At 45.8% G+C, this 23,027-nt stretch carries 21 protein-coding genes; 16 read left to right on the top strand and 5 right to left on the bottom strand.

Annotated features, from left to right (window positions below):
• Positions 1-711 precede the first annotated feature (711 nt).
• From proC to ACFQNG_RS06090, 13 genes are all read left to right on the top strand, one after another.
• Positions 712-1,590: a pyrroline-5-carboxylate reductase gene (proC, locus tag ACFQNG_RS06150; protein ID WP_379864012.1), complete on the top strand. Its 879-nt coding sequence runs from the start codon at positions 712-714 to the stop codon at positions 1,588-1,590.
• Positions 1,591-1,753: 163 nt separating this feature from the next.
• On the top strand, positions 1,754-2,044 hold the full coding sequence (locus tag ACFQNG_RS06145) for a hypothetical protein (protein ID WP_379864011.1): 291 nt from the start codon (positions 1,754-1,756) through the stop codon (positions 2,042-2,044).
• 141 nt (positions 2,045-2,185) lie between these two features.
• Entirely contained in the window at positions 2,186-2,335 is a 150-nt protein-coding gene (locus ACFQNG_RS06140; RefSeq protein WP_379864010.1) for a hypothetical protein, read from the top strand.
• A 191-nt stretch (positions 2,336-2,526) separates the two neighbouring features.
• Positions 2,527-3,051 (top strand): signal peptidase I, encoded by a 525-nt coding sequence (gene lepB / locus ACFQNG_RS06135; RefSeq protein ID WP_379864009.1) that lies wholly within the window; start codon positions 2,527-2,529, stop codon positions 3,049-3,051.
• Positions 3,052-3,269: 218 nt separating this feature from the next.
• Positions 3,270-4,049 carry a GTP-sensing pleiotropic transcriptional regulator CodY gene (codY, locus tag ACFQNG_RS06130; protein ID WP_379864008.1) on the top strand — a complete coding sequence of 260 codons (780 nt, stop codon included), beginning with the start codon at positions 3,270-3,272 and terminating at the stop codon, positions 4,047-4,049.
• 149 nt (positions 4,050-4,198) lie between these two features.
• Positions 4,199-5,428, top strand: a complete 1,230-nt coding sequence (locus ACFQNG_RS06125; RefSeq protein WP_379864007.1) for a serine hydrolase domain-containing protein — start codon at positions 4,199-4,201, stop codon at positions 5,426-5,428.
• Positions 5,429-5,559: 131 nt separating this feature from the next.
• Complete coding sequence (locus ACFQNG_RS06120) at positions 5,560-7,368, top strand: ABC transporter ATP-binding protein (protein WP_379864006.1); 1,809 nt, start codon at positions 5,560-5,562, stop codon at positions 7,366-7,368.
• Positions 7,361-7,774 carry an ATP-binding protein gene (locus ACFQNG_RS06115; RefSeq protein ID WP_379864005.1) on the top strand — a complete coding sequence of 138 codons (414 nt, stop codon included), beginning with the start codon at positions 7,361-7,363 and terminating at the stop codon, positions 7,772-7,774. Before ACFQNG_RS06120 ends, ACFQNG_RS06115 begins: the two co-directional genes overlap by 8 nt.
• Positions 7,775-8,322: 548 nt before the next feature.
• Entirely contained in the window at positions 8,323-9,279 is a 957-nt protein-coding gene (cyoE, locus tag ACFQNG_RS06110; protein ID WP_379864004.1) for a heme o synthase, read from the top strand.
• Between the two features lie 130 nt (positions 9,280-9,409).
• Positions 9,410-10,393, top strand: coding sequence for a cytochrome c oxidase subunit II (coxB, locus tag ACFQNG_RS06105; protein ID WP_379864045.1), 984 nt, complete (start codon positions 9,410-9,412; stop codon positions 10,391-10,393).
• Between the two features lie 64 nt (positions 10,394-10,457).
• Entirely contained in the window at positions 10,458-12,377 is a 1,920-nt protein-coding gene (gene ctaD / locus ACFQNG_RS06100) for a cytochrome c oxidase subunit I (RefSeq protein ID WP_379864003.1), read from the top strand.
• Positions 12,377-13,000, top strand: a complete 624-nt coding sequence (locus ACFQNG_RS06095; protein WP_379864002.1) for a cytochrome (ubi)quinol oxidase subunit III — start codon at positions 12,377-12,379, stop codon at positions 12,998-13,000. The genes ctaD and ACFQNG_RS06095 overlap by 1 nt, the downstream gene beginning before the upstream one ends.
• A gap of 3 nt (positions 13,001-13,003) precedes the next feature.
• The gene (locus tag ACFQNG_RS06090) at positions 13,004-13,309 is read left to right on the top strand and encodes a cytochrome C oxidase subunit IV family protein (protein ID WP_379864001.1); all 306 of its coding nucleotides are present in this window, start codon (positions 13,004-13,006) and stop codon (positions 13,307-13,309) included.
• Between the two features lie 85 nt (positions 13,310-13,394).
• On the opposite strand, the gene ACFQNG_RS06085 is transcribed toward ACFQNG_RS06090, so the two are convergent.
• A complete protein-coding gene (locus ACFQNG_RS06085; RefSeq protein WP_379864000.1) occupies positions 13,395-13,814 on the bottom strand; it encodes a TrmO family methyltransferase domain-containing protein in 420 nt (139 codons plus the stop codon).
• 160 nt (positions 13,815-13,974) lie between these two features.
• Here ACFQNG_RS06085 and ACFQNG_RS06080 point away from each other — a divergent pair, with 160 nt between their 5' ends.
• Positions 13,975-14,691: a hypothetical protein gene (locus tag ACFQNG_RS06080; protein WP_379863999.1), complete on the top strand. Its 717-nt coding sequence runs from the start codon at positions 13,975-13,977 to the stop codon at positions 14,689-14,691.
• Positions 14,692-15,319: 628 nt separating this feature from the next.
• Here the strand turns inward: ACFQNG_RS06080 and ACFQNG_RS06075 are convergent.
• The 3 genes from ACFQNG_RS06075 to ACFQNG_RS06065 form a co-directional block, all read right to left on the bottom strand.
• Positions 15,320-16,510: a styrene monooxygenase/indole monooxygenase family protein gene (locus tag ACFQNG_RS06075; RefSeq protein ID WP_379863998.1), complete on the bottom strand. Its 1,191-nt coding sequence runs from the start codon at positions 16,508-16,510 to the stop codon at positions 15,320-15,322.
• A 302-nt stretch (positions 16,511-16,812) separates the two neighbouring features.
• Positions 16,813-17,862, bottom strand: a complete 1,050-nt coding sequence (locus tag ACFQNG_RS06070; protein ID WP_379863997.1) for an alpha/beta fold hydrolase — start codon at positions 17,860-17,862, stop codon at positions 16,813-16,815.
• A gap of 726 nt (positions 17,863-18,588) precedes the next feature.
• On the bottom strand, positions 18,589-19,422 hold the full coding sequence (locus ACFQNG_RS06065) for a tyrosine-type recombinase/integrase (protein ID WP_379864044.1): 834 nt from the start codon (positions 19,420-19,422) through the stop codon (positions 18,589-18,591).
• Between the two features lie 1,044 nt (positions 19,423-20,466).
• Here ACFQNG_RS06065 and ACFQNG_RS06060 point away from each other — a divergent pair.
• A complete protein-coding gene (locus ACFQNG_RS06060; RefSeq protein ID WP_379863996.1) occupies positions 20,467-20,817 on the top strand; it encodes a hypothetical protein in 351 nt (116 codons plus the stop codon).
• A 199-nt stretch (positions 20,818-21,016) separates the two neighbouring features.
• On the top strand, positions 21,017-21,346 hold the full coding sequence (locus ACFQNG_RS06055; RefSeq protein WP_379863995.1) for a YolD-like family protein: 330 nt from the start codon (positions 21,017-21,019) through the stop codon (positions 21,344-21,346).
• A gap of 415 nt (positions 21,347-21,761) precedes the next feature.
• Here ACFQNG_RS06055 and ACFQNG_RS06050 read toward each other — a convergent pair whose 3' ends face one another.
• Positions 21,762-22,946, bottom strand: a complete 1,185-nt coding sequence (locus tag ACFQNG_RS06050) for a C39 family peptidase (RefSeq protein WP_379863994.1) — start codon at positions 22,944-22,946, stop codon at positions 21,762-21,764.
• Positions 22,947-23,027: the final 81 nt, after the last annotated feature.

Below are 23,027 nucleotides of genomic sequence, written 5' to 3'. Positions count from 1 at the left end.
CTTTTTATTTGTTATAAGGGAATGACATGCATTGTTGTCTGCCTAACTTAGGCAGATTTTTTTTGATCCAAACCCTTTCTCATTTTTAGGATACCTATATAGTATTAAGAATACTACACTTTGAATGCGCTTTCAATTTAAAATTCATTAAACAAATCATTTTTTCTTGTATATGAATTCTTGTCTAATTTGTAAACAAGCATGTTATTTCTGTTGATATATGAAATTGGATATAAAATTTTAATGTTGAAAACGGTTGGTATGATTCGTCGGAATAATATTTTCTGACTGTTCCCTCAATATTTCTTGCGGATGGGGTGGAAGTTTTCTCCATTTGATGAGATCCACATGGATTGTTAACACAAGATGCAATTTTTTACTTGACTTTCTATACAGGCTTTTGCATAATATTAAGAAATAATTCGGAACAAACGCGATGACGAGGACTAGTAGAGCAAGTCCAACTGTACAGAGAGTGAGGCCCATCGGTTGAGAGGCCTTGCCAGTATGGCTGTTCGAACCCATTCTCCGATGCGACTGGTGAAGAGCCAGTTCGGGATCCTTCCCGTTATCAGGTTGCGATGGACAATCGCATGGAGTTGGGCACGTGAGTGAATCGCGTGCCAACAAAGGTGGTACCGCGGAAGAACACCCTCTTTCGTCCTTTGGGGCGTAAGGGGGTGTTTTTATTTTTAATAAGGGGGAGCAGACATGTTAAGAGAGCGGACAATTGGTTTTATTGGCGCTGGTTCGATGGCAGAGTCCATTTTGGCCGGGTTGCTCGCGAAACAAGAAGTGACCAGTGATAAAATCTCACTGGTCAACCGCACCGATCAGCTTCGCTTATCGGAATTGATCGACCGATATCACTTGACCGCGGACAAACAAACAATCGGCCATGTTGCCCAAGCGGATATCGTGATTCTGGCGGTAAAACCGAAAGATGTGTTGGAAGCTTTATCCGAATGGAGGTCGCGTTTAAGTCGTGAACAATTATTCATCTCCGTTGTCGCCGGAATTTCGACCGAAACCATCGCGCAAGCCCTGGGGGGCCGGATGGCTGTGGTTCGCGCCATGCCCAACACCTCTTGTGCGGTCGGTTTATCCGCGACGGCACTATGTGGGGGAAACGGGGTGGCGGAGGAGCAGCTGTCCATGGCAGAGCGCATATTCAAGAGTATTGGTTCGGTGATTCGGGTCAATGAGGGGGCCATGGACGCTGTCACCGGATTGTCAGGCAGTGGTCCGGCCTACTTTTACTATATGGTGGAAGCACTCCAAGCGGCGGGGGTCCAGGCGGGATTATCAGCCGAAACGGCTCGCCAATTAACCGTCCAAACGCTGTTGGGAGCGGCGCATATGCTGGTGGAGACGGGAAAAGAAGCGGGACAACTGCGTCATGAAGTGACTTCGCCAGGCGGAACGACGATGGCGGGATTGGAGATATTGCGCCAATATGAAGTGGCTGAAGCGATGAAACGGGCAGTGCTGCGAGCCAAGGAGCGCTCAATTGAGATGGGGGCCAACCTGCTTGCCCGCAAAGATAGAGATCTGTCCTCATACCAAGATATGAATATGCAGAAACAGTGAATGCTCATTGTGGCATGCTCCACCGAAGCACCGAATATGCCTGCGGCAAAAGCGTACACAGAATCGTCACAAAAACCGGACTTTTGGTTCGGTTTTTCTTTTTCTTTTCTGTCGGGATTGTGGTAAGTTAAGGAAAAACGCGTGTGCGAAGCAAGTCAGCAGAGTGGCCCATCCAATTTCGCAATGTTCGAAAAATATCCAATTCAAAGCTATGGATTGGGAAGGACTGGCAAAGCGGAGTGCCGAACGAAGGGGAAAGAGGGTAATCCCAAGTGTGACAGTTACTGTGACTGCCCCGCCTTCTACACGCGAATATCTGGTAAATCAACCCAAAAAAGCAATTGTATTAAATTCTGAGTTTTGGATGTTTTATCTTTTTCTTTTTTTGGAAATAAAGAAAAATAGGGTGCAAAAAGTGAATCAAACCGCACTTCACGTTGATGATACCGTTTAAGTGGAGAGTTATAAACACGGAAGGATCATTTACATAGTTTGGAAAAAACCCGTCATTTTGTGAACAGATGAGTCATTGATACTTGCCAACTATCATACACAAATGGTAGAAAAAGATGGGGATGTGTGGGAGACGTCTAAATTGGCAGTTTGTCATTTTTCCAAACTTGATTGGTTCCATACGGTTGTGCTGTGTGCCGAGGCGTTTCAGCTTAAGCGCTACGATGTGGACAACGCCACTCCAATTACGACTTCGAACCCTCTGTGGAACCTGGTCGCCATCGCTGGATAGATGAGGATGAATTTGCCAAAAATCGCCTTATATATCAATATCCTGTGAAGGTTGCGAACAGGTGTTTAAGGCGAAAGAGAAGTTGGAAAATAAAATTCATCGCCGTGCGGAACCATTTGCTCCTGAGTTCGCTCCATATTGGTATCATCAGTACCTGACTATTGCAGAAGAAGGTTGATGGAGTGGATGAGATGTTGCAAGTAAGACGGCTATATGGTTGGGCGATGTTACTGATATATGCCTGCCTATTTGCTTGGACAGTCAATCATTACGGGATTGCATTCTCTGTGGTGAATGGCACTTCCATGCAGCCGACTTTGCACGATGGAGATCATTTATTGATCAACAAATTCCAGTTTTTGTTGGACAAACCAAAGGTGGGTGATGTGATCACCTTCCGCGATCCGTCTGATCCAGAGCGTTATCTGGTGAAGCGGGTGATTGGGTTACCGGGAGACACCATTGAGATACGCCAAGGAAGACTGTATCGCAATGGAAAGCAGGTGCGGGAACCGTATATCGACAGCTTGATCGAAGACGGGGATTTTGGACCGGTCAAGGTAAGGAAAGAGACCGTTTTTGTCATGGGAGATAATCGCCATCGCTATGCCTCAAGGGATAGCCGATATTCCGGCGTTGGACTCGTTCCTTTTACCTTGATTGATGGGAAAGTGGAATTGATTTTGTGGCGCCCTTCTTTGGCTACACCGCTATAACTACTTGCTGAAGGGAATAATTTAAAATAGGTATAAAAGTCAAAAATTGTTCACAAAAATCAAATTGCGTTCCAAATGAAATGTCGCATAATAGGTAAGTGTTATCCTACTTTCCCAAGTTAATCCCTAACAAGATCGTCCTGGAGCCCAATCGGACGTCAGTATGGACGGCTCAATAAACATACAAACTGTATCAAATTACTAGGAGGCATTTAGCAATGGATCTGTTAACAAAAACTCGCCGTATCTCAAAAATTCTTCAAAGAAACGTAGGTCATCATTTGGTGGACTTTGACGAAGTCGCGCAAGCACTGTGCGACATCATCGGTGCAAACATTTTCGTAGTGAGCCCGGAGGGCAAAATGTTGGGCTTGGCCATTAACCATGAGGTAGAAAACGAGCGGATGGCCCAATACATCAAAACGCGCGAATTCCCAACCGATTATGCCAAGCTGTTGATGGAAGTGGACAAAACCATGCCAAACGTGGGCGTAGAAAGTCCGTACACCGCTTATCCAACGGAAATGAAAGACATGTTCCGTCAAGGATTTACCACTTTGGTGCCCATCATCGGCGGTGGAGATCACTTGGGTACGCTGGTACTGTCCCGCTTGAACGCTGAATTCGGCGAAGATGACCTCATCTTGGCTGAGTATGGGGCAACCGTAGTAGGCATGGAAATTCTGCGTGAGCGTGCCGGACAAGTAGAAGAAGAAGCACGGAGTCGTGCGGTGGTGCAACTCGCGATCAACTCGCTCTCCTTCAGTGAGTTGGAAGCGGCTGAGCATATCTTTAACGAATTAGACGGATTGGAAGGGCTCTTGGTTGCCAGCAAGATCGCGGACCGTGTCGGCATTACCCGTTCCGTGATCGTCAACGCCCTGCGCAAATTGGAATCGGCTGGTGTCGTGGAATCCCGTTCATTGGGGATGAAAGGAACCTACATCAAAATCCTCAACCCCAAATTGCTCCCAGCTTTAGAAAAAGCCCGTCACTAATCGAACGGACCCGAAACTCATTGAGGAGTTTCGGGTCTTCTTTTTTTGAATGAAAATTCAGGAACGTTGCGGTATAATGTGATTAATTGTGGGGGAAATGGGACGATGGAATGGGAAATGACACGTGTGGTTTTAGTTGAGGGGGAGTCATGCGAAGCTTATTGAACCAAAAGAGGCGGGATTGGGGGACAGGAATCGTGCTCCTGTTTATCGTGCTGGTCACCATTCTTGCCTACGGAAATCCACCGCTCTTTGAATTCAACGGATACGGGAAAGCGGGGCGCTTATCAGTGGAGCGTCTTAAACAAATAGATCAACTGATGGAAAAGGCGATTGACCAAGGAGTTTTTTCAGGTGGCACGGTGTTGGTCGCCCAAGCTGGACGGACGGAATACCTGCGATCGTTCGGCTATGCCTACCGTTACCAGGACGATCGGAAAAGGCCGGCTAAACAGCCACAACGCGCGAGCAATCAGACCATCTATGATATTGCGTCGCTCAGCAAAATCTTTACGGCGATGGCCGTGATGAAGTTGCATGAGGAGGGAAAAATCGAGTTGGACGCACCAGTGGCCAGATATATTCCAGACTTTTCTTCCAATGGAAAAAGCCATGTCACTGTGCGGCAACTGCTGTCCCATACGAGCGGACTGCCAGCCTCGCTCGTGCGACCCAATCAACCGGTCACTAAGAATGCGAACTTGATTCAAGCCGCGTTCGCTAAAGAGTTGGAGACGCAGCCAAACACGAAAGTCATCTATAGCGATGTTGGCTACATCGTGTTGGGGGAGTTGGTGAAAGCGACAAGTGGCGTTTCCTTGGATCGTTATGTGCAGAAAACCATCTTGAAACCGCTGGGCTTGCATTCCACCATGTATCGACCTCCGGCATGGCTTCAGAAACGGATTGCGGCGACAGAGATGCAGACAAACACCAAGCGGGGATTGGTTTGGGGACAGGTGCACGATGAAACGGCTTGGGCGTTGGGGGGAGTGGCGGGACATGCGGGCTTATTCAGCTCTGCCGAGGATCTGGCGAAGGTGGCCGCGCTCTTTTTAAATAAAGGGGTTTGGAAAGACAAACAGATTCTTCAGCCATCTTCAGTGCGCGCCATGATTGGGCTGCAAACGGGGCACATCTCCGACGCATACCGCGGCTTGGGATGGGAATTGAACCAGTCTTGGTATATGGGACCATTTGCTAAATCGACGACCTTTGGCCATACTGGTTTTACAGGTACGTCGCTCTTTGTGGCGCCGGAAGAGAAAGTGGTCGTGATCTTGTTGACGAATCGAGTCCATCCTGTACGCACGGGACCCAATATCAATCAGGTGAGAAAAGAACTGGCCCGCATCGTTTATCAATCTGTCATAAAATAGACAATAACTTTTGGGGGCACGGAACCGTTTAGATTCGTAAAAGGAATTTCTCGGCGTTGTTCACATACTCTCTATTTTCCTTTGCTATAATGGGTACCGTGTCCATGTTCATTGTTCGGGAGTTGAATTGGATGGAGAGTATGCGACGCTATCTCCAATTTGTCAAACCCTACTGGAAAGAGATTGCGCTTACCATGGTAATCGGGATTATCAAATTTGGTATCCCGCTCTTACTGCCTTTAATCTTGAAATACGTAGTGGATGATCTACTGCTTTCTCATTTGTCTAATCAAGACAAATTAGAAAAACTGGCCTGGGTCATCGCCGGGGCTTTCTTTTTATTTACCGTGGTGCGCGTGCCTGTAGAGTATTATCGGCAATACTTTGCGCAATGGACGGCAAACAAAGTATTATACGATATTCGTAATCTATTGTTTGATCATATTCAAAAACTATCCTTGCGGTTTTACCAAAACCAAAAAGTGGGCCAGATCATTTCGCGCGTAATCAACGACGTGGAACAAACCAAGGAATTTGTCATCACCGGGATGATGAATATCTGGCTTGACTTTACAACTCTAGTGATTGCGATCGGGATGATGGTTTATCTTGATCCCTTGATGACTGTCATCTCCCTCATCATTTTCCCGTTTTATGGGGTGGCTGTGAAATATTTTTTCCAGAACATGCGCCGGTTCACAAAGGAGCGTTCGCAGGCACTGGCCGAGTTGCAAGGGCATCTGCATGAACGGATTCAAGGCATTTCCGTGATTCGGGCGTTTCATTTGGAAGGGTATGAACAAACGCAGTTTGAAAAGCGAAACCAACATTTTCTCCATAAGGCGATGACGCATACGAAGTGGGTTGCCAAGACGTTCGCCTCAATCAATACGCTAACGGATTTGGCTCCCATCATCGTGATTGCGCTATCCGGTTATTTTGTGATACAAGGAACATTAACGATTGGTGAAATGACCGCTTTTTACGGATATATGGGTTTGATTTACAATCCAATCCGCCGCTTGGTCAACTCTTCAACCACGTTAACTCAAGCTTTCGCATCGATGGATCGCGTGTTTGAATTTATGGATGAAGCGTATGAGATTACCGATCTTCCGGGAGCCAAGCCAATTGCCGATGTGAAGGGGAGTGTCCGGTTCTCCCAAGTCCGGTTCCGTTATCATGAGGGCCAAGACTGGATCTTGGACGGAATCGATTTGGAGATTGAGCCGGGGCAAACGGTGGCTTTGGTTGGACCGAGCGGTGGCGGAAAGTCTTCCATCATCTCGCTTCTCCCTCGGTTTTATGATGTCACGGAAGGGGAGATCCGCATAGACGGACACGAACTCCGTGAGATTACCCTGGCCAGTTTGCGCCAGAATATGGGATTGGTGTTGCAGGAAAACATTTTGTTTAGCGGCTCGGTTGAAGAAAATATCCGAATGGGCAAAATCGATGCGACCATGGACGAAATCGTGGCAGCGGCCCAAGCGGCCAACGCCCATGACTTTATCACGGGATTGCCGGAAGGGTACCAGACGGAAATCGGTGAACGAGGCGTAAAACTGTCAGGCGGCCAAAAGCAACGGATCGCTTTGGCTAGGGTCTTCTTGAAGAACCCAGCCATCCTCATCCTTGACGAGGCCACGTCGGCCCTTGATTTACAATCAGAACATCTAGTACAGGAGTCGCTTGAACGTCTGGCGAGAGACCGGACAACCATCATTGTGGCGCATCGTTTGTCCACCATTACCCATGCCGATCAAATCTTGGTTGTCGATCAGGGGAAAGTGGTTGAACGGGGAACGCATGAAGAGCTACTACGCGAAGGTGGCCTCTATGCCCGGTTGTTCAATGTGCAACATCTGGGAAGCAAGCCCGAGGAAAATAGCAATACAGAACAGGACGCAAGCGGTTTGATGGAGGGAAAACATGCGTAAAACATTCCAAATCAATTATGAGTGGGATATTGTACACATTCGCAGTGAAGTGCGGGAAATGGCCCGGGAAATGGGTTTTGATGAATTGGATCAAGCACGCATCGTCCAATCTGTATCAGAGCTTGCGCGCAACGTGATTCAGTATGCGGATAACGGCACCATTTCAGTTGATGTTGTCGAGGAAGAATCGCGAAAAGGGTTAAAGATCCAGGTTCAAGATGCGGGACCGGGCATATCCAACTTTGAGGAAATTACCAAAGGGAAGAAACAGGTCTTTGGCGAGACGTCGGGATTACAGCATGTGGACATGTTGATGGATGAAATGAAACAGATCCCGGTGGACTCGGGCACTTGTGTGGAAGTGATCAAATGGCTGAATACGAGTAAGCAATATAATGAAAAATAAATGTATCCTGGCTGCTTTTCATTCCATGGAAAAGCAGCTTTTTTAACAATGCGGCTGGTGCAAACTACCTGGATGAACAGAAATTGGGTTGGATTCGTCGTGAATTCTACCGACCAAAAGAGAACCCTCTGTGTCTTTTATCGCTTATCAAAAATTGTTCACATATATGTCATCTTTCTCCTGATCGCATCGATTAGACTATTGAATAAGGGAGTTTGTGAAGAGAATCGCAATAAGAAGGCAATAATACTGGTAAATATTGATTTGTTGCCTAGATCGCTCTTTTACCCACGCTTGCATCCCTCATTCTGATCAACTAAAATGATGTTGGTATAAAGCATGGCTTTTGACATTTCTCAATTCCAATATTTGAGAAATGGAATGTAATATCATAGGACGATTGAGCCTATGGGGTTACATTTTTTTGTGTGTTATAGCCAAATATATTCTACACGAATGACAATAAGTGGGTACTCCAACCCCTTCTTGGTCGTGTGAAAACGGTTAACTGGCTCATAGGTTTCTTGGTTGGAAAGGAGGTCTGTATGGTGGAACGATCTATGCCTCAGCAATCAGCTGCTGATCCGATTTTAGAATCGCTTGAAGCAGCCTCAAAGGCAACCTGGCGCGATTTTGTGGAAGTGACCAAACCGGGGATCAACAAGAGCAATCTGTTTGCCACCTTTGTCGGTTATTTTCTGGCGGCGGGGTTTACGTTGTTCGATTGGAGCACGCTCGTGTTTACCCTGCTTGGTACGGCGTTGGTCATTGCGGGCGGTTGTGCGATCAATAACTTTTACGACCGCGATATCGATCCGTTGATGGAGCGCACCAAGACAAGATCGGTGGCAGAGGGAAGGATGAAACCAACCGTTGCGCTGTGGTATGGAATTATTTTGACTGTGGTGGGCATGCTTGTCCTGGGTATAGGTGTAAATCTCTTAAGCGCCGTCTTGGCATTGGTGGGCTTTGTGGTTTATGTTTTCATCTATACCATGTGGCTGAAGCGAACGAGCACGTTGAATACAGTCGTTGGTGGTTTTTCTGGTGCGGTCCCTCCGATGATTGGTTGGGTTGCTGTAACAAATTCGATTGATTTGAATGCCTGGGCGCTCTTCCTCATTCTGTTTATGTGGCAGCCTCCGCACTTTTTTGCGCTGGCGATACGGAAAGCGGATGATTATCGCCGAGCGGGCATTCCGATGCTTCCCGTTGTCAAAGGGTTGAAGGAGACCAAGAAACAGACGCTGATCTTTACGTTATTATTAATCCCATCATCCGTATTGCTCTTTGTAACTGGAGCGAACAGTTGGTTCTATCTCGTATGCGCCCTGTGTTTAGGTGTCATCTATATTGCTCTGGCAATCAAGGGATTCTATACAGATGATCAAGAAAAATGGTCGAAACAAATGTTTTTCTATTCCTTGATTTATTTGACAACGATTCTGTTGGTCATCATGCTGGATGTGGTTATAACAGAAAGCATCGCAATGCTGACAAAATAGGAACAGTGCTTATAAATAGCTTGATATAGATGCCATTTGCACTGTGAAATCAGTGATCCGCCTCGGGTGGTGACACGAGGCGGGTCAAGTTAACAGAAAGTGAGGTTTGATCGTGGTGAGTCGACAAGGAATGTGGCGAGTCTTGACAGTACTGGTTCTCGCGACACTGGTTCTCGCCGGTTGTCAAGGGGATCCAAGCTTAAACGTCCTGGATCCGTCCGGTACTGCGGGGCAAAAGCAGCTTGACCTCATCAAGTGGAGCTTCTTCCTCATGTGTGGGGTTTTTGCGGTGGTAATTACGATCTTTATCTATGTCCTTATCCGCTTTAGAAAACGCAAAGGCAAAGATGTGATGCCTGAACAAACTCACGGCAGCGTCACTCTTGAGATCATTTGGACTGTCGTGCCGATCATCCTGCTGGCGGTATTGGCAGTGCCTACGGTCACTTACACCTTTGATTTAGCGGAAGTGCCGCAGGAGGACGATGCCATCAAAGTGAAAGTTATTGGGCATCAATATTGGTGGGAATTCCAGTATGAAGGATTGAATATCAAGACCGCCCAGGAATTACATATTCCAGTAGGGAAAAAGGTTCATCTTGAAATTCATGGTGAAGATGTATTGCACGCCTTCTGGGTACCAGCGCTTGGCGGGAAGATCGACGTAATCCCTGGTCGTGTAAACACGATGTGGTTGGATGCGCAGAAACCTGGTGTATACCAAGGGAAGTGTGCGGAGCTGTGTGGAGCTGGACACGCCTTGATGGACTTCAAAGTATTCGCGGACGATCAGGCTAAGTTTGACAAGTGGGTAGCGCAAATGCAAAAGCCGGCTGTCGCACAAACCGCGAGCCAAAAAGAAGGCGAAAAGATCTTCATGCAAAACTGCCTGGGTTGCCATGCCGGAACCAATCCGCGCATTCAAGGCCCGGACTTGAGCAAGTTTGGCAATCGTGAGACCATTGCCGGGATCCTGAAGCATGATGACCAGAACCTGAGAAAATGGCTCAAAAATCCACAAAGCGTAAAACCAGGTGCGCTCATGCCGAAAATCGATTACTTAGAGCCGAAAGAAATGGACGCATTGGTTGATTATCTGATGAGCCGCAAGTAAAGAGTAATGTACGGCTTTCCAGTACAAAAAATAATCGAATCTCGTTTAAGAAGGAGGGAACACCATGGGGACGCTTATCGTGCTAATCGTCTTTGCTTTGTTCATCACGGCGATTTTGACCGGTGGTTATAACAAAGAAACCATCGCGAAGTTCAAGAAGAGCAAAGCATGGGATTGGCTCACCACGGTGGACCATAAAAAGATTGGGATATTGTATTTCATCTCGGGTTTCTTCTTCTTCCTCATCGGTGGTATCGAAGCATTCTTCATGCGTTTGCAGTTGATTGTTCCCCACAACGACCTGTTTGTGGGCGATACCTTTAACCAGCTATTGACCATGCACGGTACGACGATGATCTTCTTGGCTGCGATGCCGATGATCTTCGGTCTGATGAACGCCGTGGTACCTTTGCAAATCGGAGCGCGTGACGTGGCGTTTCCGTTTGTGAACGCTCTTGGTTTCTGGCTGTTTACGGCGGGGGGAGTACTCCTCAACCTGAGCTGGATTTTTGGTGGGGCACCTGACGCGGGCTGGACATCTTACACTTCGCTCGCGCTGAATGATTATAGCCCTGGCCCTGGGGTAGACTACTATGTGTTGGGTTTGCAGATTTCCGGTATCGGTACGCTGATTGGTGGTTTGAACTTCCTTGTCACCATCATCAACATGCGTGCGCCAGGCATGACCTTCTTAAGAATGCCGCTGTTCACTTGGACGTCATTTGTCACTTCGGCCCTGATCCTGTTCGCTTTTCCAGCGCTGACGGTGGCTCTCTTGCTGTTAATGTTTGACCGCCTGTTTGGAGCGAATTTCTTCGACCATACGATGGGCGGAAGCTCCGTGATCTGGGAACACTTATTCTGGATTTTCGGTCACCCGGAAGTATATATCGTGATTCTGCCGGCTTTCGGCATCATGTCGGATGTGATCAGCACGTTCTCCAAAAAACGCTTGTTCGGTTACACATCCATGGTATTTGCGACGGTATTGATCGGTTTCTTGGGCTTCATGGTGTGGGTGCACCACATGTTTACGGTAGGTTTGGGTCCTTGGTCTAACTCCGTGTTCGCGGTGGCGACGATGACGATTGCCGTGCCTACGGGGATTAAGGTCTTCAACTGGCTGTTTACGATGTGGGGTGGTGAAATCCGGTTTAAGACAGCCATGCTGTTCGCCGTCGGATTTATCCCAACCTTCGTCATGGGTGGGATGACCGGGGTTATGCTGGCATTGCCACCGGCTGACTTCCAATATCAAGACAGTTATTTCGTCGTGGCGCACTTCCACTACGTGCTCGTCGGTGGTACCGTCATGGGTCTCTTTGCAGGAGCATATTATTGGTGGCCAAAAATGTTTGGCAAGATGTTGAACGAAACCTTGGGAAAAATCCATTTCTGGACTTTCTTGATTGGTTTCCATCTCACTTTCTTCCCACAACACTTCTTGGGACTGTTCGGTATGCCGCGCCGTGTGTTCACTTATCAAGCCGGCGTGGGATTGGAGCAATTGAACCTGGTGAGCACGATCGGTGTGTTCGGCATGGTGATCGGTACGTTAGCCTTCATCTTCAACATCTGGCTCACTTTCAAGAAAGGGGCCAAAGCGCCGGCCGATCCTTGGAACGGTCGTACTCTGGAATGGTCCATCTCTTCGCCGCCGCCGGAGTATAATTTTGCGCAAACGCCATTGGTTCGCGGTTATGACGCATGGTGGATGGAGAAACAAGCGGGCAACAAAGAAATGCCAGCAGCGGAACCGCTCGGCTCGATTCATATGCCATCCCCGTCTTATATTCCTTTGCTGATGTCCATCGGTTTCTTTGTCGCAGGGTTTGGGTTTATCGCCCGTGACAACTATGCGATGGGGATCATTGGCTTAATTGTAGTGATTGTGTCCATGTTCTTGCGCTCCTTTGACCAGGATCATGGGTACCATATTGAACCTCATGAAATCGAAGAAGCGAATAAGGGGGTTAAGGCATAATGGCAGCACATTCGGAAGTAAAAGCAAGCCCAAATATGCCTAACCATCTGGAGACGGCAACCTTTGAAGGAAAAAATAAAGTGCTTGGTTTCTGGCTCTTTCTGGGAGCGGAAACGGTGCTCTTCGCTTGCTTATTCGGTACTTATCTCGCTCTGCGCCACCAATCGCTGGGTGGGCCAGAAGGAAGTGAACTGTTTGATTTGAAGCTGGTTGCCTTGGCTACGGCCATCCTGTTGACCAGTAGCTTGACCAGCGTGTTGGCCATGTTGGCGATGAATCAATTGAAGTTAAAGACGATGCAATTGTGGTTGGGAATCACCGTACTCCTTGGCGCATCGTTCTTGGGACTGGAGATCTACGAGTTTATTCACTATGTTCATGAAGGGCACACCTTCATGAGCAGCGCGTTTGGTTCTTCGTTCTATGCGTTGGTGGGAACACACGGTGCGCACGTAACTTTCGGGATTGTGTGGATTTCCACGCTGATGATTCAAGCGGCCAGACGCGGCATCAACACAGAGACGGCACCAAAGCTGTTTGTGTCCAGCCTGTACTGGCACTTCATCGACGTTGTCTGGGTATTCATCTTCAGTTTGGTATACTTGCTCGGAAAGGTGGGTTAAGCGGTGGCACAGCAGCAAAACACATCCAATCACGCTTCACCGGCCAAGCCTGAAAGCGCGATGAAACACATTTTATCGTTCGTGCTCATGATCGCGCTGACGGTTGTCGCGTTCGCCCTTGTGATGTATGATATCGTTCCAACGAGCATGATTCTGCCGCTGATCCTTGTCCTGGCTGCGATTCAAGTGTTCTTGCAACTCTTTACTTTTATGCATTTGGATCAAAAAGGGACGGCTTATTACACTTTCTTTATACTGGTGGGGATTTTGATCGCGGTGGTTTCTGCGGTGGGAATCGTCTTGATGTAACAGAACAAACCCTTCTTTCCCTAAGCGGATAGAAGGGTTTTTTAATGGTGAAAGCAACTGACCATAGGCTTCATCAATGACGGAATCACGTATCTTTGGAGGAAAATGGCGCATAGTAGTCACGCATCCATTCCTTTGACCAAGTCGGTTGCTTAATCGGGCCTTCGGCTGCGAATTCTTCCATGTATGGTTTGATGTCCACTACGGGAATGCCATCGATCGCATCCAAGGATTGTACGGTCAGCGTCAATCTTTGCACTTTTAAGAGTCGGCAACGGGACAAACCCAATTGATTGGCGCGGTTTTTGGCGCGTTGGGCAAAAATGCCGACCCGAGGCCAGTCTGTGCGGTTTCGTGGGTGTCGCGTACCCGTTTGGATCTTGTCAGTGCTGACCTGATCCATATAGAAAATCACTTCAAAATGGGAAAACGATTCTAACCCCAGGACAGCTTCCGAGGTGAATCGGGACTCGTCCAGATGGATTTTGGGATGATACCACCCCAATGATCGTCGATGATTCTGCCAAGTGCATGGATATTCAGCTTGCGTCAGTTGAAATGATCCCAAATCATCATTTATTTTATATTAAAATAAAGTTATCCTAATTGGTGGATTATTTCATTTATGATAGTCAAACTTCATGATTTTGAGGCGATGTACAGTCATGCTAGCGGATTGGTTAGAAAAGAGAGAGAACGCAAACGATGTCTCAGTGGCAAAAGGAGTTCATTTGTCTGAAGGATTGGCTTTGGGAACGGTGACGGGATTGGGCTATTTCGCCGCTTATTTGTCGGACAGCGCCTATAAAGCTTATTTCGGCCTGCCTTCGCTCTATGCGGATATCAGTTTGAACGTGATTGTCCTGTCGATGTCCTGCATTGTGGCCGTGGGGCTGTTGTTTTGGGTTTTTACGCAATATGCGGAATTGCGGCGGGTGGGAAAATATCTGTTACCGATCTTATTGCCGCTTGCGGTTGGGCTGATGCTGGGTTTAAAGCTGGATTTTCAAGTGAAGCAATCCTTGTTGATGTTTTGTTTTTATCTTCTCTTGTACATCTTTTTTACGACCGTGTTGTTTATTTTGGCCGTGCACAAACGGTGGGTTTGGGCGGGCCTCGTGTTTGTTGTGATCGTTGTGTCCATCTCCCGGGCCAGCGGCTATCTGATCGCGTCCAATCAAGTGGAATACTTGGTTGCGCAAGAAGGAAACACCACCTATGTTGTCGTGGATGTGTACAAAGATGCGTTTATCATGATGCCGGTCGATCTTGAAAAGCGCACGGTTAAGCCGGAGTACCGTTTTGTTGATCAAAAAAAAGAACTGAAGGAAGCCACTCGCCTGAAGAAACAGAGGATCGGCCCTTTAACGCTCCAACAATAGAAAAACAGCGTACAGCCCATGTCATGGATTAGGCTGTACGCTGTTTTATTTATCTTTCGGCGAATGGGGCCATTCATCGATTGTTCGATATTTGCGTGATACCTGGGTGTCCACATAGTGTTTCCACATCTGTTTTGCACATTCGGTTGAACAGATCGGCGATTCAAAGCTAATTTCCACATAATGTGCTTCTTTGCCACAGATGGAACAAGGAGCGGTTTCGGAAGCTGGAAGTAGTAGATCTTCTGACTGTAAGGATTTGTTTAGTTTCAAGACATTCTCTCCTTTCCAGTATGGCGGTGTTGTCATCCACTACCTGTAAAAGAGGAGATACGCGAGACACGTTCCTTTTCCTACTTAACATTTTCTCATAAAAACTTGATTTTCTAAAGTCTTTTCCTGGAAGTTTAAGCGCCCTTAAGGCAATTGTTCATGTTTTCATGTTGGAAAGCCACCGTTTTGCGTTGTTTTTCTTGTTTTTCTCATTCGACACGGGAAGTGTTTTCAGAAAATAATCGACACCATCTTGACAAGTGTTTAAGATGGTCAAAAATGGGAAAACGGTTTTGGAGCCGTCGACATATTTATCAGACACGCCCTAGGCGATGCGTGGCAGAGAGCAAACGGTCTATTCCCTGCCGTTTGTGGCCGATGTGGGGAAAAAGGCTTGATGCGCGGTTGACGGATCGGCGAACCATTCCGCAATTTCGTCTGCTTTGGCTTGGTTTTGCGCCCCTTGTAACAGCAATTGGACAACATGTTCGGGCAGCGGCAAGGTCATGGCATTGGTCCATTCGGTTACCTTCTTTACGAATGGTTTGGTTCGATGCCAATAGGCTTCTCCTGTTTGTTCATCCCAAGTTGCATCCTTGTGGTCAATCAGCGTTTCGTACAATTGTTCGGCACAGAATGAAGTGAGATTGCAGCCTTGCCCGGTGATGGGGTCATTAAGAAAAACGCTGTCCCCACACCCGATGACCAACTTATTTTTTAGCATGAGGTATGGCTTTCGCACAACGGGTGTGACCGCTGTCTGCAAAAACGCGTTTTCATCGCATAAAGCGAAATGTTGCGCATTGATTCGTTTATCAATGTCGGGGAAAAACGTTTGTGCAGTGCTTGTCATTTGGCGAACAAATTCATCAGCCTGTGTGATTCCCTTGAACCCATCCAACTCACTATGGGGTACGGCGGTAATGAACAAGATGGTGACCGGGCCCTGTTCCGTGATGGCGGGGATCTCAAACATCTCCCCCAATCCCGGAAGGACGGTCACGCCGATTCCAAGGGGTTGGGTTGGTTTGACGCCCACAAAATAACCGACGATGCATTTTCTCCGGGGCGCTTGGAATGGAGACAAGTCCTTCTCAATGGCAAACGGCAGCACCGGTCCTGTCTTTCCCGTACAATCAATAATCAGATCAAACTCATCGATGAGGGTTTCCGCTTTCTCTTTATCTATTCGTTCCAAACGGAAAGGGACGCCTTTCTCAGCAAGATCCCGCATGCAATGTGAGAAAGTGAATCGTTGGTCAACGGATAACGCCGGCTCTTTCAATTTGCCGACAAACAGCTTTTGTTGTCCAAGGGTGATATGGATGCTTTCAATCAGAGACCGTTCTTCCCATTTTGGCATGTTAAAACGGTTTTCGCGCGTTCGAGTCGATCCAAAATGGACTTGCGTGGATCGAATTCGACCGCTTCTGATCTGGTCTGGGGAGCGATGGTGAATGACGGTGACATCAAAATCTTCCTTAAGGGCATAAGCCAATTGCAGACCTGCGGTACCACTGCCAATGATGCAAATTCGTTTCTTCAAGCCTCTCACCCCTTTGTTTTTCTGAGATGAATCTCTTTCACCAAACCTCTCAAACGAAAAAAGTACTTGATCGAAGATCAAATACTTTTCCACAACTGTCCTATGTTTGAAAGCAATTTCCTTGATGGATAAACACGGTTCATATTCATCTTAACCATAATCGGTCGAATATTCAATTCATTCTGTGGAAAATCCACCCCAAAAAGGCACGTGCGATGGGTTCATGCGCCCATCGCACGTGCCTTACCGTGGCCTTTTTGATAAGAAGCCCAGCCGCCTTTGAGCGGAGGATGCAAAACAGACTATCCTGATTGGGCTACGCCAAGAGGGCTTTTGAGCTTTAATAGGTCTTTTTGCTTATAAATGAGCAACTCTTCTTTGATGCGCAACATTGTGATCAAAAACGATGGCGGCTCTTCCAGATGGGGGCAGTGTGCAGAATTTTCAAACCATATAAGGTCTTTGTTAGGTGCGGAAAGATGCTCAAAAAACCGCTGTTGCAACTCATGCGGAGAGAGATAGTCATATTTCCCCACACAGAAGTACACGGGAACCGACAGTTCTTCCACTTCTTCAAAAAGGTTGGCGCGCATGATCTCCCGGCCAAAGCTGCGCATATGGAGACGCAGCCCTTTATAATAACGCCACCAATCGAGCAAGGTGTATTCGGATGAGAACACGCCACGCAACAGAAAGCGGAAGATGCTTCCTTTTCTCACATCGCCCCCGAATCGGGAGACCCATTTATGATGGGCAAACAAGTCGCGTGTCCGCTGGTAAGGAGGATAACCCAGCTTCTGCAATGCGGAAACGGCACGTCGCTTTTCCAACTGGCGGGCGTGGATCAGCACATGCTGATAGGAGATGAGCTCCCCTTTCTCCACATTGCTCAATTGCCCAATCCCGATGTAGGCATGCAGGAGCTCGGGGTGTTTTTTGGCGAACAACATCCCGAGGATGCTTCCCCAAGAATGTCCGGCTAAGAAGATGCGTTTTTGGCTGAATTTCTCCAGTAGATAGTGAATCAGTTGGTATATATCTTCAAGGTGTTGATCGATGGTCATGTCCGCTTTTAAGAGATGAGAGGAGAATGATTTTCCCGTCCCACGCATATCCCAATTAACAACCAGAAAATGCTTTTCCAGTTCTTGTTGATAATGGCGTGCAAAGCCGATCTGGGCAAATCCAGGGCCCCCATGAAGAAACAAAAGGAGCGGATGGTTGCAGTCCCGTCCACGAATCATGATGGTTTGCTCATGCCCGCCCAGCTCAATCTTCTCAATTGTTGCAACGCTACCCTCAATCTTCCTTTTCTTCTGGTCGAAAAATTGGGGGGTTTTGCTTTTAAACATGGATTTCCCACCTTTATGAACGATTTTGCGGAAGTTTTGTTTGGGGATAAAATATTCTCTATTTTCAACTTATTTCCTTCGTGAAATCGATAAATTTTGTCGTTCATCCGGGAAGGATGTGAAAAACCCCCTCTTTTTCCAAGAAAGAGGGGGTGGGCATGGCTGACTTTGTCGAGCCCGAAGACTGTGGGGCCTGAATATGGTGTGGAGCGTTTTGGCTTCGGATCCGTAACGGATGAAATCAACGGAAAAGGCGGCCTGTGGTGAATGGGCTTTCAATTCAAGCGTATCTTGTTGCCCTCAGGTTGTAGCTAAATGGATACATAAATTTCCTTATCAGCAAATCAACTGGTTCATATACACAAGGCAATGATGGCGATTTATAGGAAAGACAGTATTTTTTGACTAATCGAATGTTATCCTAATGTTATGTTCATTAGAGCTCAGACCTAGTATTTATCTACAAACTCCCCCGTATTTATAGGGTAAAATCAGTTTGTAGCTAACGGAGTTATACGGGTTTTGAGCATCGGAAATTCCCGAAAGCCAGTAATGGCGGAGGGTTTCATTGAATCCATTTTGGAATTAGAACAAATACTTTTTCATTACAATCCCTTCCATGCCATGCTGCCGTATCACATGGTTTCATTGAATCCACTTTGGACTTAAACAAACAACCTCCTCTGATTCATTCAGGGGAGGTTTTCTTGTGAGATAACGTACGTTTTACCCAAAAACCTTCGATACGGCTTCTTTCAGTTCTCTTTCGGTTGGTTTCGCATATCGTCGGGTTACGTTAATATCGGCATGGCCCATTAATTCGGCCACCGTGGCGATGTCCACCCCATTGGCAACCAGCTCCCTGCCATAAGTATGGCGTAGCATGTGAGGATGGATATTGAATTTCTTGGCTAACATGTCTTGGACACTTCTCTCGCTGATCCGTTTTTGATAGTTGGAGATGAACAAGGGCGGTAGATCCAATGTTCCTTTCTCTGCTCTTTCCTCCAGATACCGTCTAAGATGGAAACGAGCCTCGGCCGGCAACGGGACCCGACGCGAAACACTTCCTTTTCCCTCTCTTACCAAGACACTTCCTGATCGTTCTCCCATCGTTACATTCTCTTGGTTCAAGGCAACCAGTTCGGATACGCGAAGACCGGTATATAACAGCATATAAACAATGGCGATATTCCGGAGCTTCCCCTCTCTCTCCACTTCACGCAGCAATCGGTTCCGTTCATTCCGATCAAGGGACTTGGGGGCGATGTTTTGGATGCGTCTAATCTCTGGCCGACGAATCCCTTCCATTATATATGTCTTTTTCTGGAATCGAGCAAAAGAGGACAGACAAGCAAAGTGGTTGTTGATCGTCGATGGCTTTTTGCCCTCCTGCTCCATGTGATTTATATAGCTTTGAACATCGACTCGGGTGAGGTTGTTTAGGTCACCGCCATTTTTAGTAACGAATGTTTCGAATTGCGAAAGGATATTGCGGTATGTGCGGATTGTTTTTGAACTCATTCCCTCCTGTTCGAGATGCTCAAAAAAGGACTCTATGAGTTTTACGCAACTTTTTTTTCACGCTTAGCACCTCCGTGAGACCTGATTCCTTCGTTTGTGATTTATGTAGAAGTTGCACAAAATACTAATTTTACGCAACTTTTCATTCTGAGAAAAAGAAGCGATTAGCTTCTTACTAATCAATATTTTATCACAATTCTCCTGAAAAGAGAAGGTCAAGCAGAACCAAAGTAGCATCCGTCGATTTTGGTGCCATCTGCTCAAGAAATGGAATCTATCATAAGACAACCTCCCCTGAATGAATCAGAGGAGGTTATTTGTTTAATTCCAAAATGGATACAATGGAACGATCGTGTTTCGCTGTGATTTTATCCGGAACCAAGCGATAGAGTCTATGTTCTAATTCCAAAATGGATACAATGGAACTTGATCAACAAATTCCAGTTTTTGTTGGACAAACCAAAGGTCTATGTTCTAATTCCAAAATGGATACAATGGAACGGAAAATAGTTGGAGAGAATCTCCATTTTACATGCAAGTCTATGTTCTAATTCCAAAATGGATACAATGGAACCCTCCGCCATTACTGGCTTTCGGGGATTCTCGATGCTCAAAACCTGCATAACTCCGTTAGCTACAAACTGATTTTACCCGAAAAATACGGGGGGTTTGTAGCTAAATGCTAGGTCTGAGACCTAATCAACATAATATTAGGATAACACACATAGCTCGATTAGTCAAAAAATAATGTCTTTCCTATGAATCATCTTCATTGCCCTGTGTATATGAACCAATCGATCTGCATGAAAAGGAAATTTATGTATCCAATAAGCTACACTGTTTTGATGTATAAACCGCGCAAATAGTGGCAATAAATGAAATCGACAGAGCATGAGCTGAAGCGCTGAGATCACCGTGACCGCATACGAGAGATAATGCCTGAGGGCGGCAGGGGTGCAGAGGTGCAGGGGCAAGCATGCTCTTTTATATATTCAATGGCTCTGAGGCGAAATAACGCCTCTTTTTTTATGGGGTTCTGGTATGATCAGTATGTACTAAAATCGATAGGGAGTGTACATATTGATCTTCTTGTTCCGCTTCGATAAAACAACGAATGGATTGGACTTCATCCTAAATGAAGGCATTGCGCAGGATATGTATCCTGATATCCACGAGAAAATTATCCCGTTGGTGGAATCTACTGCCCGAGCCCTAGATCATTACAAAATCCATAGTATCCATGATACAGTCATGCAATTCATCATTGATGACAACAACGACATGGAAGTAAAACTAAGTCCAGGCTTGGGCCAATACATTGACCCGATCACCAAACAAGTTATTTTCACGAACGCAAAGAGTATCGCTGATTTGTGTGTTGAGGTAATGAATCGGCGCACTTTAGAGATTCGTGCAAAAACTCAAAAATGAAAACCTTGGGGGTACCTAGGGTATTCGGGATGAAAAACAGGGGCCTTAGAAGCGGTTCTAGGGGCCTGTTTTTGTGCTGTGGCATAAGTAATGCTCCGGAGATTGTGTCCCTGGGGCTAAGGAATCTCATTGGAATCAATTTCTAGTAGATAACGAACAAATGTTTGGTTAAACTGGAAATTGAAAGGAATGATCGTGTATGAGTGCATTGGATCGCGGCAACCGCCTCTTCACGTCAATGCGAATCATGTTACCTGAGCATGTCGAAGCCTTGAAGCTAATGAAACAAGAAGAATACATACCACCTGAGCCAGACGAACAGAAATGGGAAGAGTGGGATCAGATGCTATCCGAGGCCATCGAGAATGAGAAGCCTATTATCGTTTCAAGTGCAACGAAACAAGGAGTAGAGGTCTTCTGCGGGTTCCTCGGTAAAGTGGATCTGGTTGCTGGAGAAATGGTTCTTGAGAATGGTAGCATTAAGAAGCGAGTTAAGTTAAATCGGATTGTCGGGATTGAGTGGCCATAACGTCAAAAAAGCGCCCAAATAAAGGACGCTTTGGCAAAAGAGATAACTTGAACGCAACGTTTATCCATACATTCAATTGATCCACCTGTAATTCCTATGGACTTAAATGGCAATTTGGTTACGAATGAACATTAAAACGCTTCTAGGGATCCCGCCGTCAAAACGCGAATTTTCCCCGCTAAGAGATCATGTAATACAAAATCCCGACTTTCAATCCCGTTAAGGATGGAAGTTGGAATTTAGAGAAGCTACATAGCGAATGGGAACAGGAAATGGATGAATCCATGCTGAAGTAAAAGCAAGGTTTTTGTTTGTGTTTATACAATGATTTGTTTGTTTATAGAATTGTATTGCATTCGAGCAAAATGAATTTTATCAATTTAAAAAGGCCGGTTTATAGAACGAGCCTTTTGATTTACCAGTTATATTCAGAATAAACTAGCTCCATATCTTGATCATAATCAACCCATTTATATGAATCCCAACACCAACTTGAGGCTGTACTTCCTTGTTTTGAACACTCAGCGTCAGGGTCTCTTACGTAAAAATATGAACCACTCGTATTGTTATACCCATAACCAGCTAACCAGTGCCATTTAGCATCATCATTAAACCAATCACTATATCTCTCGTTGAACATAATAGCTACAGGTGCATTACCCTGAATGTAAGATTGGTAAGTACCGTAATATCCTTCTCCAGGAGATCTGGCCACCAACCAATTGCTGTTTACATGTCTTAAATGCTGTAATAGACCTGCTGCGAAATCATTACCAACTGTTCCATAATAAGATGAATACATTTCACCATATAGATGGTTGATAAGATCTACATCCCCTTGGGGATAATCTACACCAGCTTTGACATTATATCCTCTTGATTTATAATAATCTACAATCATAGCGGCAGTGGTTGGACCACAAGAGGAATTTGGATAGTTAATTCCACTTAATCGTTGTGAAATTGGATCAACATCCAAATATTTTTGATACTCTGCTTCTACTGTTACATCTTGTTTTGGTTCTACATCAGTTGAAAGCAATGAATTCCATAAGTCTTGACTGTTAGGATCTTTAGGGAGTGAACGTAATTCTTTATTTTTTATTACATTGTACTGTTCGCTGTTTTTTAAATTTTGGCTCTCTAATTCTGTTAACATAGTTTTTTTAGCAGTATCTATTTTCTCTTTTAAATTTGTGCTGCTTTTTGCACCAACATAGTCTGAGGCACCCAAATAATAGATTTTTTCTTGTTTAGACTTTAATTCATTTATTATTCTAACCGATTTGATATTGGTTCCATATTGCATAACGGGTCCTCGATCTTTGGTTGCGGAAACAACAAGATAACCTGCTAACTCATTATTAATTTTAACTAGCATATGGTAACCAAGTAAGCTATCATCAATATCATAGAGGTGTGAATCTATTACAAATTCTGCATCTTCCCATATTCCTATCTTTTGAGAATATTTTTTGGCGGCTTTAAGAGCATCATTTTCATTGATCAATTCAACGTTTTCTGCATTAGCATTAGGTACAAAAACAGAAAAAATTAAAGCAACAACTAGAGAAAGGGAGAAAATTCTTTTTGGTTTCAATGATATAACCTCCTCTTTTAGGGCGTGTCTGGTGAATGATTAATTGAGCCACATGATCAAGGAAATCAAGGTAATGGCAGC

The sequence above is a fragment of the Laceyella putida genome (assembly GCF_042665195.1).
In the GTDB taxonomy this organism is placed as follows: Bacteria; Bacillota; Bacilli; order Thermoactinomycetales; family Thermoactinomycetaceae; genus Laceyella; species Laceyella putida.
Note: the sequence above shows the minus strand (reverse complement) of the source record. Positions and strands in the feature narration are given on the sequence as shown.

Excerpts from the sequence above, each read along its gene's own strand:
- proC (WP_379864012.1), top strand. The coding sequence starts at position 712 with ATGTTAAGAGAGCGGACAATTGGTTTTATTGGCGCTGGTTCGATGGCA.
- lepB (WP_379864009.1), top strand. The coding sequence starts at position 2,527 with ATGTTGCAAGTAAGACGGCTATATGGTTGGGCGATGTTACTGATATAT.
- codY (WP_379864008.1), top strand. The coding sequence starts at position 3,270 with ATGGATCTGTTAACAAAAACTCGCCGTATCTCAAAAATTCTTCAAAGA.
- ACFQNG_RS06125 (WP_379864007.1), top strand. The coding sequence starts at position 4,199 with ATGCGAAGCTTATTGAACCAAAAGAGGCGGGATTGGGGGACAGGAATC.
- ACFQNG_RS06120 (WP_379864006.1), top strand. The coding sequence starts at position 5,560 with ATGGAGAGTATGCGACGCTATCTCCAATTTGTCAAACCCTACTGGAAA.
- ACFQNG_RS06115 (WP_379864005.1), top strand. The coding sequence starts at position 7,361 with ATGCGTAAAACATTCCAAATCAATTATGAGTGGGATATTGTACACATT.
- coxB (WP_379864045.1), top strand. The coding sequence starts at position 9,410 with ATGTGGCGAGTCTTGACAGTACTGGTTCTCGCGACACTGGTTCTCGCC.
- ctaD (WP_379864003.1), top strand. The coding sequence starts at position 10,458 with ATGGGGACGCTTATCGTGCTAATCGTCTTTGCTTTGTTCATCACGGCG.
- ACFQNG_RS06095 (WP_379864002.1), top strand. The coding sequence starts at position 12,377 with ATGGCAGCACATTCGGAAGTAAAAGCAAGCCCAAATATGCCTAACCAT.
- ACFQNG_RS06080 (WP_379863999.1), top strand. The coding sequence starts at position 13,975 with ATGCTAGCGGATTGGTTAGAAAAGAGAGAGAACGCAAACGATGTCTCA.
- ACFQNG_RS06070 (WP_379863997.1), bottom strand. The coding sequence starts at position 17,862 with ATGTTTAAAAGCAAAACCCCCCAATTTTTCGACCAGAAGAAAAGGAAG.
- ACFQNG_RS06055 (WP_379863995.1), top strand. The coding sequence starts at position 21,017 with ATGAGTGCATTGGATCGCGGCAACCGCCTCTTCACGTCAATGCGAATC.